Here is a 12413-nt window from a genome sequence, read left to right on the forward strand (position 1 = left end):
TGTCACAGCTGAGTCCAAACGGGTACGCGTATGGTCTCCAGCCGCGATTTTCGCCCCGACGAAAGAGGATTTAGTGCTTATGCCGCCGGTGGCGGCGGCCCTGCCAGCTTTGACTGGGTTCCACCGATTCGCTGGGTGTGGCGCTCGTCTCGCTCGGTGAAGGGCTCGCGCTGCTCGACGCCGACGGCGACGGCGTGGGGGAGGGCGACGACGTGGGTGCGGTCGGCGTGGGCACCGGGGGTTGTGCGCAGTGGCACTCGGTCTTCGTCGGCTTCTTCGTCTGAATCGGACTTGTCGGATCTGCGCGAAGCGGTGCCGCCTGCTGCTGCGGAGGAGCGACGGCCGTGACCGGGGCGGCGGCGCCGGCGGCCACAACGGGCGGCACAGCGGTGGCCACTCTGGTCGGCGGAGCGGAAGCCGGCGCTGCCCCGGGCCCCTCACCCAGCCGCGCGGCCGCCGTCGCCACCGGCCGCGCCGGGAACGTCTCCGCCGCCGCCGGCGTCTCCGACATCAGCGACCCCAGCCCGTTCACCACGGCGAGATAGGCCCCGGCCGCCCCCACCACGGTCAGCGTCCCGAAAGCGGTCACCGCCAGCGCCCGCCTCGGCCGCCGGTGCGGCCCCGGATGCGGCGTGGCCCCGGCCGGCGGCACCATCCCGAACGTGCTCATCCCCGTCGAGGTCACGTCGGGGCCGCCCGCCGGCGGTTCGGCCGGCACCCGGCCCATGTCGTAGCGCAGCGAACGCCACGCCCCGGCGATCTCCGTACGGGTCCTGCGCAGCAGGCTCATGGGGTTGTCTCTCCGCTCTTCTGGCACGCTGTAGGTGTGAGCGATTCCGTAACCGCCGGACCGGCCGAGTGGATCAACCTGCCGGACGTGTCCGCGAAGCTCGACGTGTCGATCAGCAAGGTGCACCAGATGATCCGCGACGGCCACCTGCTCGCCGTCCGCCGCGACAACGTCCGCGTGGTCCCCGCCGATCTCGTTGCCAACGCCACCGTGCTCAAGCACCTCCCCGGCGTCCTGACCTTGCTCCGCGACGCCGGGTATAACGACGAAGAGGCCCTCCGGTGGCTCTACGAACCGGACGACACCATCGACGGCAACGCCGCCAAGGGCCTCGGTGGTCACCGCGCGCGTGAAGTCAAGCGGCGGGCGCAGGCCCTGGGCTTCTAAGACCGCAGAGGTACGGATCCGAGGGAACCAGCCGATCCTCGCCGCCCCGCTCCTGCGCGGGGCCGGCCTGAGCGGCGGCTCCCTCTCCGGCGTGCCCGCCCAGCCCCGTGCCGTCCCGACCTCACCCCACTCCGGCCCGCCATCCCCAGACCTGCGAGACCGGCCCGCAGCACCCAGCCGGCCGGCCCTACGGGCCAGACCGCCCTACGAAGCTGGTCCGCCTCGCGGAGCCGGCCCGCCTCGCGAAGCTGGGCCGCCGCCCCAGGAAACCGCCCCCGCACGGAGCCGGCCCGTCGCTGATGTGGCTGGTTCGGCGGTGGCCTGGCAAAGGGCGTGACGGGCGCGCCGGAGGGTGACCCGCCACCCACGCCGGCCCCGCGCCGAAGCGGGCTCGGTCAGGGTTTGGCGGTAAGTCGAGGATCCGTACTTCCTCGGGCCCTTGAAGTTAGGCAGCGTGGCGGGTGGCGGAGTCAGACGGTGCGGCGGGTGGCGGCGTCGGCCAGGCGGTGGAGGACGGTGCGGGCCTCGGGGTCGATGGGGGCGGTGTCGAGGGCGGCCAGGGAGGCGGCCATCAGCTCGGCGATGCGCTGTTCGGTGGCGGCCAGCGCGCCCGAGTCGCGGATGAGGGTGCGCAGCCGCTGGACGCCCGCGTCGTCGAGGCCCTGGTTGCCGAGGTTGGCGTCGAGCTCGTCGCGGGCGGGCTGGTCGAGGGCGGCGAAGGCGGCGGCCACCAGGTAGGTCCGTTTGCCCTCGCGGAGGTCGTCGCCGGCCGGCTTGCCGGTCTGGGCGGGGTCGCCGAAGACGCCGAGGATGTCGTCGCGGAACTGGAACGCCTCGCCCAGCGGCAGGCCGAACGCGGAGTAGGCGGCGAAGACCTCCGGGTCGGCGCCGGCCAGGGCGGCCCCCAGCAGCAGGGGGCGCTCGACGGTGTACTTGGCCGACTTGAAGCGGGCCACCTTGCCGGCGCGCTCGACCGACGTGTCCGCGGTGGCCTGGGTGAGCACGTCCAGGTACTGCCCGACGGTGACCTCGGTGCGCATCTCGTCGAAGATCGGGCGGGCCCGGGTGATCTCGGCGATGCCGGCCCCGGAGGTCTGCAGCAGCTCGTCCGACCAGACCAGGGACAGGTCGCCGAGGAGCACGGCGGCGCTGTCGCCGAACGCGGCCGAGCCGCCCCGCCAGCCGGCCGAGGTGTGCAGGCGCTCGAAGCGGCGGTGCACGGACGGCTCGCCCCGGCGGGTGTCCGAGCGGTCCATCAGATCGTCGTGGATCAGGGCGCTGGCCTGCACCAGCTCGAGTGCCGAGACGGCCACCACGACCTGGTCGGAGTCGGCCCCGCCGGCCCCGCGGTACCCCCAGTAGGCGAACGCGGGCCGCAACCTTTTCCCGCCGCCGAGCACGAAGTCCTCGAGCGCGGCGGCCACGTCGGCCAGCGCGGGGTCGATCGTGGTGAGGCGGTCACGCTGCGCGGCCAGGAACGCGGCGAGCGCCTTGTCGACACGGGCGCGCAGGTCGGAGGCATCGGTGGCAAGCACGCCACGACGCTAGTCCAAGTCCGATGAGCTGCTGACGGTAGAGTCGGGGGGTGGCTTCCGGACTGCCTTCGCGCCTGCCCGCGTCCCCGGCGATCGGCGATCTGATCCGCGGCGCCGCGCCGACTTTCTCGTTCGAGTTCTTCCCGCCCAAAACGGCCGAGGGCGAGCGCCTGCTGTGGCGCGCCATCCGCGAGCTCGAGCCGCTGCGCCCCGACTTCGTCTCGATCACGTACGGGGCGGGCGGCACCACCCGGGACACGACGGTCGCGGTGACCGAGCGGGTGGCGACCGAGACCACGCTGCTGCCCATGGCCCACCTCACCGCGGTCAACCACTCGGTGGCCGAGCTGCGCAACGTGATCGGCCGCCTCGCCGGCGCGGGCATCCGCAACGTCCTGGCCGTCCGGGGCGACCCGCCCGGCGACCCGATGGGGGAGTGGGTCCGTCACCCCGAGGGCGTGCTGTACGCGGAAGACCTGGTCCGCCTGCTCAAGGAGTCGGGCGACTTCAGCGTCGGGGTGGCCGCGTTCCCGTACAAGCATCCCCGCTCGGCCGACGTCGAATCCGACACGGAGCACTTCATTCGCAAATGCCGCGCCGGGGCCGACTTCGCCATCACCCAGATGTTCTTCGACGCGGACGACTACCTGCGGCTGCGCGACCGGGTGGCCGCCGTCGGCTGCGACACCCCGATCGTCCCCGGCGTCATGCCGGTGACCCGGATGGCCACCATCGAGCGGTCGTCCCAGCTGTCCGGGGCGCCGTTCCCGCCCGCTCTGCTCGCCCGCTTCGAGCAGGTAGCGGAGGACGAGGCGGCCGTACGGGAACTCGGGGTCGAACTGTGCGCGGAGATGTGCGCGCGGCTGCTGGCCGAGGGTGTGCCCGGCATCCACTTCATCACCCTGAACAGGTCGACCGCGACCCGCGAGGTGTGGCAGTTGCTGGCCCCGTCACCCGCTTCCTCGGCTGCCTGAGTGCTCTGGGAGCAGTACGCCGTCGCGTGGTCCCGGCTGCACGGCGGCTTCGACCCGCGACAAGCGTCCCCGCTGGTCCGGGGCTGGGTTCGCATCGCCTACCGCGCCGGTTCCTGGCTGACCCGCCACCGCATCGGCCCGATGGCCGTGACCACGGCGGGCCTGGTGCTGTGCCTCCTGGTCCCTGTTGCGGTGTTGCTGGGCCGCGCCGACTCCCTCGGCGGCCCCGGCCTCAGCTTCAGCGGCGCCCGCCTCAGTGACTCGCCCGGCGTCCTCGCCCGCGTCGGCCTCCTCCTGGCGGCCGCCCTGGCCCTGGTGGCCGCCCTGGCCGACAGCCTCGACGGCGCGGTAGCGGTGATCAGCGGCCGCACCACCCGCCTCGGCTACGTCTACGACTCGGTAGCCGACCGCCTGGGCGAACTGGCCTGGCTGACCGCCTTCTGGCTGGCCGGCGCCCCCGGCTGGCTGGTCACCCTGGCCGGCGCAACAAGCTGGCTCCACGAGTACGCCCGAGCCCGGGCCACAGCCGCCGGCATGTCCGAGATCGGCGTAGTGACAGTCGCCGAACGCCCCACCCGCGTCCTCCTGACCATCTTCGGCCTCTTGTCCGCCGCCGCCCTACCCTTCTTGATCACCGCAGCCACCACCCTCTGGCTCCTGTTGGCCCTCACCGCCGCCACCCAACTGACCGTGGCCATCAGGCGCTCCCTCGCTGACTAGGGCACCCGCTTCCCAGGCGCCTAAGGGCGCTTGCGTTGACGTGGCTTTCACGTCCGGCTGGCTCACGGTGAGCCAGGCCCCGCGCCCGCCCCGCGCGCTAGTGCCCCGTGACTCGGCGGCGTGGTGACTGTCCGATGGCTTCGTTGTCCGATTTGCGTTGATCGGTTCGGGATGGCTGATGGTTGAGCTGCGTTCCGATTCGTTATTCGGTTGTCCGGTGAGCGTGGTCACTCGTACGGTTGTCCACATCGGAGCCGCCGGGACGGCCGGCGGGCCGACACGGGGGCAGGCCCGCCAACCGTCCCGGCCCCGGATCATCCCGTTCCGGATGATCCGGGCTATGCTGCGATGATGGCCGCCCCCGAACGCACCGAGCGCGACATCACCGGCCTGCTGAACGTCGCCGGCCACGCGCTCTCCAACCGGCTCGCCGCCGCCTTGTCCGAAATCGATCTGACTCCGCGGATGCAGTGCGTGCTCGTCCACGCCCTCGAGGAGGAGCGCACCCAGATCCAGCTGGCCGCCCTGGCCGACCTCGACAAGACCACGATGGTCAGCACGGTCGACGACCTCGAGAAGCGCGGCCTGGCCGAGCGCCGGCCTTCGGCCACCGACCGCCGCGCCCGCATCATCGCGGTCACCGAGAAGGGCCGCCTCGCCGCCGCCGAAGGCCAGGAGATCGTCGACCGCGTCCACAGCGAGGCCCTCGACGGCCTGCCCGCGGCGGTCCGCGCCGCCTTCGTCCAGGCCCTCAGTCAGCTCGCCGGCTCCCCGCGCGACTCTGGCCCTCAGCCCGTCCGCCGCGCCCGCGGCCGCTGACCGAGCTCGTGATCGTCCGCATCTCCCCGGCCGGCAGCGGACTCTTCGCGGCAGCCGCCCACCGCTTCGCCCGCCCCACTCCGGCCTCGGCCGCCCTTCCTGCGCAGCCGTCGCCTACGGGCGCCGCCGCCTCCGATGAGCTTGCGGCCCACATGGGCGTCGCCGAGCCGACTGCACAAGTGTCTGCCTTCGACGTGACCGGTCCGCCGCTGGAAGCGGCCATCTTCGGCGTGGATGAGCGGCCGGATCCCGCTGCCGCGTTCGTTGCGGAACCCGAGGCGATCGCAGCCGCTGCGACCTTCGTGGCATCGCCCGGAACCATCGCGTTCGTGGCGGCGGAGGGCCGCGACATTCAGGGCTGGTGCTGGGGCTACCTGCTACCGCGGCCGGATGGCGCCCCCATGCTCTACCTGCACAACCTCGAGGTCGCCGACCAGCACCGCCGCCGGGGCATCGGGCGGTCCCTGCTGCGGTCCTTCATGGACGCCGGGACGCGTTCCGGCGCCAGCCGGATGTTCCTGACGACGGGCGAGGCCAACACCGCGGCACGCCGGCTCTACGAAGAGATGGGCGCCGGGCCTGCTGCTCAGGGCCCGACGGTCAACTACTGGTTCCACCTGCCGCGCCAGGAAGGTGGCTAGCAGATAGTCCGGAACTAGATTATCTGTTACGGTCGGGCCATGAGTCCTTCCGTGCCTCGGCGCGCGGCCGCTCTGGCGGTGCTGTGCGCGATGTCGTTGATGATCGTTTTGGACAGCACGATCGTGGCTGTTGCTCTGCCCGACATTCAGCGCGAGCTCGGCTTCTCGCCGGCCGGGGTCGCTTGGGTCGTCAACGCGTACCTCCTGGCCTTTGCGGGTTTGCTCTTGCTGGCGGGTCGTCTCGGTGATCTGGTCGGCGCCTGGCGGGTCTTCCTCGCCGGGCTCGGGGTCTTCGTGGCCGCGAGCCTGCTCTGCGGCCTCGCGACCAGCGCCGGGCTGCTCATCGCGGGCCGCTTCCTGCAGGGCGCGGGCGGGGCGTTCGCGGCGGCCGTCGTGCTCGGCATGATCGTCCGGCTCTTCCCGGAGCCGCGCGGGCAGGCCCGGGCCATGGGGATCTACAGCTTCACCCAGGCCGGCGGGGCGGCCTTCGGGTTCGTGGTCGGCGGCGTGCTGACCGACGCGCTCGGCTGGCCGGTCATCTTCCTGATCAACGCGCCGATCGGGGTCGCCGTCTGGCTCTTCGGCCGCAAGGTCCTTCCCCGCGAGCCCGGCCTCGGCCTCGGCGCCGGCCTCGACGTCCCGGGGGCTCTGCTGATCACCGGAGGGCTTTCGCTTGGGGTGTACGCAATCACGCGTACCGGCTCGCCCGAAGCCCTCACCCCGGCCGGCCTGACCGGCGCCGCGGCCCTGCTTCTCATCGGCGCTTTCCTGGTCCGGCAGCGCCTTGCCCGCCGGCCGCTGATCCCACTGCGCCTGCTGGGGCGAAGCTGGCTGCTCCGCTCGAACGCGGTGGTGGTGCTGATCTTCGCGACCGGCATGGGCTTCCAGTTCATCAATGCGCTCTTCATGCAGCAGGTCATGGGCTACGACGCGCTCGGCACCGGCCTGGCCTTCCTGCCGACGCCCGTCGTGATCGGGCTGGTGTCGCTGTTCGTAGCGGCCCGGCTGACCGGCCGCTTCGGCCCGCGTCCGGTTTTGATCAGTGGCTTGGCCACCATGCTGGTCGGCCTGCTGCTGCTCGCCAGGCTTCCGGAGCAGCCGTCGTACGTCATCGACATGCTGCCACCCCTGATCGTCATGGGCCTGGGCGTCGGCGTGACCATCCCATCGATCATCATGCTGGCCATGGCCGGCGCGGCCCCGTCGGAAACCGGCATGGTCTCCGGCTTCAGCAACACGGCCCAGCAGGCGGGCGGCGCCCTCGGCTTGTCAGTGCTGGCCGCCGTGGCCGCCGCGCACGCCGAGGGCTCGTTGCATCCGGCCGCCCTACACATCGGCTACACCTCGGCCTTCCTGGTGGCGGCCGGCTTCGTGCTGGCCGCCCTGGCGCTGGCGGCGGTGCTGCTGCGTCGCTCACCCCAGCCGTCCCCGGCACCTGGCCCAGCCGTCGCCTCGGCTTAGCCCGAAGCATCCTCCCGAGGTCCCGCCGGCGCTCCCGACCCCCGGCCCGGCCCGCATCCCCACCCCCGGCCCGGCTCCTGGCCCGGCGCGGCTCCTGGCCCGTTCCGCGGCCCCGGCCCAGGCCCGTGGCCCCGGCTACCGCTGCCTTCCCAGACCGCCGGCTCTCGGCCCAGGCCCGTGGCCCCGGCTACCGCTCTTTTCCCAGACCGCCGTCTCTCGGCCCCAGACCGCCTGCAACTCGGGCTGCCAAGCCATTGGGTCGCCAGCCGCTCGGCCACCTGGCTAGCGAGCCGCCTGGCGGTGCGCCGGCTCCACCCCGTCGGCTGAAATCCCTCCCGTTTGTCAACAGGTGATTGACATTAGGGTAGAGTGTTGGCATGGAAGGGCTTAAAGAGCTGCGGAAAATTCCGGAAGCTCGAGCACGACTCGACGCCGAGGAGCTGGCGCTGATCGACCAGGCCCGGCGGGCCGGCGCAACCTGGTCGGACATTGCCGCCGCGCTCGGGTTGAGTAGTCGGCAGGCCGCTGAGCAGCGAAGACTTCGGCTGGCGGCGGCTGCGGCCCGGCCTGATGGGCCCGAGGAATTCGGCGATCGGGTCGCCCAGCTGCGTCAGGCGGCCGCCGAGCTGCACCGCCGTGTCGGAGCCGACCGGCGGTGGGATCGCCGCTTCGTCCGGGCCGCCCTGGTCCGTGACACCCTCGCCACCGCCGTCGACGCTCCTGGCGGCGCCCTGTTCGCCCTGGTGGCGGCCGCAATCGACGACCTTTCCGAAGCGGCCGGCTCGATGCCGGGGCCGACCCGCGCCGCGATCGACCGGCTCCGCAGAGCTCTGGAGGCCGCCCAGCCCCAGCCTTGACACATTGACACTCAACTCCCGAGGATGTGAGTCCGGCCAGCTCAATCTCGGGGGTCCCCATGCGCCGTAACGCGTTCCTGCTCATCCTGATCTCGGTGCTGTCGGGCTTCGGCAGCACCGCGATGACTCTCGCGGCAGGTCTCTGGGTGCTCGACCTGACCGGCTCCGTCGGCGTGGCCGCCCTGACCGCCATCTGCCTGTACGTTCCGACCTTCGCCGGCCCGTGGCTCGGCGCCCTGGTCGACCGCCTCCCGCGCCGCCCCCTGCTCATCGGCACCGACCTGGCCCTGGGCGCGATCCTGCTGACCCTGCTCACGGTTCACTCCGCCGCCGGCGTCTGGCTGATCTTCACCGTCCTGCTGGCCCGCGGCGTCAGCTACGTGGTGAGCGACGCGGGGGAGACCGCCATCCTCCCGTCGGCCCTCCCGAAATCCCGCCTCGGCGACGTCAACGGCTGGCGTTCCAGCGCCCAGGAGGGCATGAAGCTGGTGGCCCCCCTGGCCGGCGCCGCCCTCTACGCCTGGCAGGGCGCCTACCCGGTCATCCTCCTGAGCGCCGCCATGCCCTTGCTGAGCGCCGCTTGCTACGCCGCCCTCCGCCTCAGCCACCCCACGGCCGCCCCCACCACCGCCGCCACGCCCTCAACGGACCTCAGCCTCGAAACCCCTCCGAGCCTCCATCTCGGCCCCGAGTCCTTCGCGCCGGCTGCCCATCCCGCCGCCGACCTCAGCCCTCAGCCCTTCCCGCCCGATGTCCCTTCGGCCGCCCACCCTGGTCCCGATCCAGTCGGGCCCGGTTCTTCCTCGACCATCCACCTCAGCCCCGAGCCGGTGTTGCCTGAGGCTCACTCAGTCACCCACCTCAGCTCCGAGCCCTTCTCGCCGGATCCCGCGCCCGGGGCCTCCTCACCGACGGGGCTGTTCACCGAGCCCGCTGAGCCGTCGACCGCGCGGAGAGGTGGTGGTCTGAGGGACGGGCTTCGGGCCTTGTTCGGCATCCAGGCCGTGCGGACGCCCGTGGTGGTGGCCGGCATCGCCATCGGGGTGTCCGGGTTGTGCAACGCCGCCGTTTTGGCGCATCTTGTCCACGACCTCGGCCGGCCCTCCACCCACCTCGGCTTCCTGGCCACCGCTCAGGGGGCCGGTTCGATCATGAGCGGTTTGGTCGTCGGGCGGATTCTGGCTCGCACCAACCCCGTGACCGTGGCCGCGCTCGGGGCCGTCGTCTTCGCCGTCGGGTGCCTGTCGTCCTCGCTGCCGTGGTGGCCCACGATGATCGCCGGCAGCGTCCTGGCCGGTATCGGCCTACCCTGGGCGCTGATCGCCGGCATCACCGCGGTGCAGACCCGTACCCCCGACCACCTGCTGGGCCGCGTCGGCGCGACCGCCAACACGGTCATGTTCGGCCCGGTCGCCCTCGGCGTCCCGCTCGGCTCAGCCCTGATCCACCTCGGCAGCGTCCTCCCGCTGTGGATCGCCGCCGCCGTCACCACCGTCACCGCGGTCCTCGCCCACCGCCGTCACCCAGCCGAGCTCACCCGATGATCGAACCTCGTAATCAGCGAACGCCCAAATGCAGATCACCGGCCGCGAACCAGCCCGGCCGAGACCTGCGCGCTTGGGGACCAGCCTCTACTGGGGATGAGCCGGACGGGAACCCGCGCGCCCCGGGTCCAGCCCGTTCTGGGTCGGGCCGGGGCCTGCGCCCCCGGGGTCCAGTCCGTCCGAGCGAGCCGGGCCGGGACCTGCGCGTCCGGGGTCCAGTCCGCCCGCGAGCGAGCCCGTCCGGGAACGAGCGGGGCCGGGGACCAGCCCGTCCGGGAACGAGCGGGGCCGGGGACCTGCGCGGCGGGGACCAAGCAAGGCCGCGGGTCAGCGGGGCGCGTGAGCCGCCAAGAAAGCCTTCGCTATCGCCGAGGAGAGGTCGGCCGGGTTCGTCGCGGCGAACGCTTTGCCGCCCGTGGCGGCCGACATGTCGTTCAGGGCCTTCATGTCCACGTCCGGGCCGTAGCCGACGGCCAGGACCGGTACCGGGCGGTTCGGGTCCTGGGCGGCGGTGAGCTTCTGCATGAACTGGGGCTGCGACATCTTGAACGTCGACTCGCCGTCCACCCCGTCGGTCAGCACGACGACCAGCGTGACCGCGCCCTGCCGGACCTTGGGCTGCATCTCGGCGACCCCGTCGAGGACCGTCTGGTAAAGCGGCGTGCCCGAATTGTCGGACGCCCGGTAGCCCGCCATCGCCGCCCCCAGCGCCTCGCGCCGGGACTTGCCCTTGACGTCGTCCGTGATCGGCCCGAACGGGACCGATTCGATGTGGGCCGGGCTGGACGGTGTCGGCTGGCCGAAGTACCACATGCCGACGCTGGTGTCCTCGGCGAACAGTTCGGCCGCGATCCCGCCCGACTGCCGCAGCAGCGCGGCCCGGGTGGTGCTCCGCCCGCCCGGCGCGGTGATCTTCTGGTTCATCGAGCCGGAGGCGTCGATCAGCAGGAGCACCTGGGTGGTCAGCGACTTGTAGCCGGCCCACATCGCGCCCGAGGCGAGCAGCTCCTGCGGCTTGGCGATCAGCGGCATCGCGTTCGGCGCCGAGGTGGTGCGGAACCCGGCCTTGGTCAGCGCCTGCTTGGTGATCGCGGCGCGCAGCCGTTCGGTCAGGTCGGCGTCGCGGTTGTTGTGCGCGATGGCGAACGGGTAGTCGGCCTCGACCAGCCCGTCGATCGGGGCCGCGCCCTTGAGCCCGACGGTGTGCTTACCGGCCTGGTACGCCTTGAGCTGCTGCTCGGTCGTCGGGAAGACCCCGATGCTCGAGGTGACGCTGCTGACGTTCCACTCCTCGCCGATCCGTGTGAGCAGCTTCGCCGGGTCGGCCGCGGCGTCCGTGAGCCGGCTGCGCAGGGTCAGGGCGCGCAGCTGGGCGATGCCCGCGTCGGGCGTCGTCCGGGCCATGGCCTTGTTGATCGCGTACACCGACAGCATGCCGACCGTGTTCGTCTGCGGGTCCGGCATGCTCACTGCCGAGAGCTGTCCGCTGGCGGCAGCCGCGGTCACTTTGGCCCAGGCCGTCTGCCCGCCCTGGCCGATCTGGGCGGCGAGGGTGTCGGGTGCGGCGAGGACCACGGGCGTACGGGCGATGGGCTCACCCTCCACCTTGTACGCGGCGCCGCGCGTGCCGGCCAGGGCGACCCAGGCGCTGCTGGAAGGAATCCACACGTCGTACTTGACCGAGGCCGAGGCCGTGACCGACGGCTCCTCGGGGATGACCTCGATCGGCCCGCACTTGTCGGACGGGTCCTCGTTGAAGGTGCGCGCGGCGGCCTGGATCACCGGGGCGATCTCCGGCGCGGCGGCCACCAGCAGGTCGGCGTCCGGGCACTGGGAGGCGGAGGCGGCCGGGGCGGGCTGGGCCGTCGGGTCGGCCGGCTCGCGGCTGTACATCCACCAGGTGGTTGCGCCGGCGACGGCGACGAGCATCAGGACGATCGCCGCGGCGAGCAGGAAACGGCCGACGCCGCCGACCTCGGGGGACCGGTGCGAGTTCGGCTCATCCATGGGCGGCTGATTACGCCGCGCTATATCCGACATCGCACCCACCTCTCCATCTCAAGGTCAACAACTGTTACCGATTCCTCGGACGAGAGCGAATAGTAGTCACATATTCATCGTTGACAACGCCCGGCCCCAGATTGGCAGGTTCCCGACAGTACGGACCGCACCCACCGCGTACCCTGCGGCCCCGTCGCCCTCGCCATGATCCAATCGCCGCCCGCACCCAGGCCAGGGGCCTCACGGGCCGCTCAGCCATAACGTGATCGACATCGAAGCCCGACGCTTCGACATCTGCACCAAGTCCCTCATCGGACCGAAAGCGGAGCGTGCCCCCAATGATCAATTCATCACTCTCCGTAAATGTAAAGTGATGCGTGCACGATATCGCCCCCGCGCTTCCCCCCATTTACCTCGATCCATGCCCGACGGCGGCGCCCTCCACCCGGACGGCACTCCACCGCCAGTCGGCAGCGTTCCACCGTTCCCCCTCGCGATATACGGGCTCGCGGCCCCCAGAGATCAATCCCCCGCCCGCAAGAGCAACACCGCAGCCCGTGCAGCCCACTCGACCACGCCTCGTCACCGCCGGGTCTTTACCAAGATCGGTGTTTCCGGCTCTTCGGTTAGTAGGTTTCGGCGGCCGGCCAGCGGTCACCGAAGGTGATGGCGAAGGCATTCAGC

The 12413-nt window shown here is 71.9% G+C and carries 12 protein-coding genes; 10 read left to right on the forward strand and 2 right to left on the reverse strand.

Translation table 11 applies throughout. The features are described 5' to 3' along the window. Positions 1 to 137 precede the first annotated feature (137 nt). From AB0J66_RS46595 to AB0J66_RS46605, 3 genes are all read left to right on the forward strand, one after another. Positions 138 to 284, forward strand: coding sequence for a hypothetical protein (locus AB0J66_RS46595; protein ID WP_364675021.1), 147 nt, complete (start codon positions 138 to 140; stop codon positions 282 to 284). Between the two features lie 60 nt (positions 285 to 344). Then, on the forward strand, positions 345 to 545 hold the full coding sequence (locus tag AB0J66_RS46600; protein WP_364675023.1) for a hypothetical protein: 201 nt from the start codon (positions 345 to 347) through the stop codon (positions 543 to 545). 281 nt (positions 546 to 826) lie between these two features. Next, entirely contained in the window at positions 827 to 1177 is a 351-nt protein-coding gene (locus AB0J66_RS46605) for an Rv2175c family DNA-binding protein (RefSeq protein WP_364675025.1), read from the forward strand. Between the two features lie 470 nt (positions 1178 to 1647). On the opposite strand, the gene AB0J66_RS46610 is transcribed toward AB0J66_RS46605, so the two are convergent. Next, entirely contained in the window at positions 1648 to 2712 is a 1065-nt protein-coding gene (locus AB0J66_RS46610) for a polyprenyl synthetase family protein (protein WP_364675027.1), read from the reverse strand. Between the two features lie 50 nt (positions 2713 to 2762). Between AB0J66_RS46610 and metF the strand changes: the two genes are divergently transcribed. From metF to AB0J66_RS46645, 7 genes are all read left to right on the forward strand, one after another. After that, a complete protein-coding gene (metF, locus tag AB0J66_RS46615) occupies positions 2763 to 3686 on the forward strand; it encodes a methylenetetrahydrofolate reductase [NAD(P)H] (RefSeq protein WP_364675028.1) in 924 nt (307 codons plus the stop codon). Further along, positions 3687 to 4406 carry a CDP-alcohol phosphatidyltransferase family protein gene (locus tag AB0J66_RS46620; protein WP_364675031.1) on the forward strand — a complete coding sequence of 240 codons (720 nt, stop codon included), beginning with the start codon at positions 3687 to 3689 and terminating at the stop codon, positions 4404 to 4406. Between the two features lie 351 nt (positions 4407 to 4757). Then, entirely contained in the window at positions 4758 to 5225 is a 468-nt protein-coding gene (locus tag AB0J66_RS46625) for a MarR family transcriptional regulator (RefSeq protein ID WP_364675033.1), read from the forward strand. Positions 5226 to 5377: 152 nt separating this feature from the next. Further along, positions 5378 to 5866, forward strand: coding sequence for a GNAT family N-acetyltransferase (locus tag AB0J66_RS46630; protein ID WP_364675035.1), 489 nt, complete (start codon positions 5378 to 5380; stop codon positions 5864 to 5866). Between the two features lie 39 nt (positions 5867 to 5905). Then, positions 5906 to 7327 carry an MFS transporter gene (locus AB0J66_RS46635; protein WP_364675038.1) on the forward strand — a complete coding sequence of 474 codons (1422 nt, stop codon included), beginning with the start codon at positions 5906 to 5908 and terminating at the stop codon, positions 7325 to 7327. A 377-nt stretch (positions 7328 to 7704) separates the two neighbouring features. Continuing rightward, the gene (locus tag AB0J66_RS46640; protein WP_364675041.1) at positions 7705 to 8184 is read left to right on the forward strand and encodes a hypothetical protein; all 480 of its coding nucleotides are present in this window, start codon (positions 7705 to 7707) and stop codon (positions 8182 to 8184) included. Between the two features lie 59 nt (positions 8185 to 8243). Continuing rightward, the gene (locus AB0J66_RS46645) at positions 8244 to 9728 is read left to right on the forward strand and encodes an MFS transporter (protein WP_364675044.1); all 1485 of its coding nucleotides are present in this window, start codon (positions 8244 to 8246) and stop codon (positions 9726 to 9728) included. Positions 9729 to 10055: 327 nt separating this feature from the next. On the opposite strand, the gene AB0J66_RS46650 is transcribed toward AB0J66_RS46645, so the two are convergent. Beyond that, a complete protein-coding gene (locus AB0J66_RS46650) occupies positions 10056 to 11735 on the reverse strand; it encodes a substrate-binding domain-containing protein (RefSeq protein ID WP_364675047.1) in 1680 nt (559 codons plus the stop codon). Between the last annotated feature and the right edge of the window lie 678 nt (positions 11736 to 12413).

The sequence above is a fragment of the Actinoplanes sp. NPDC049598 genome (assembly GCF_040675435.1).
Classification (GTDB): domain Bacteria; phylum Actinomycetota; class Actinomycetes; order Mycobacteriales; family Micromonosporaceae; genus Actinoplanes.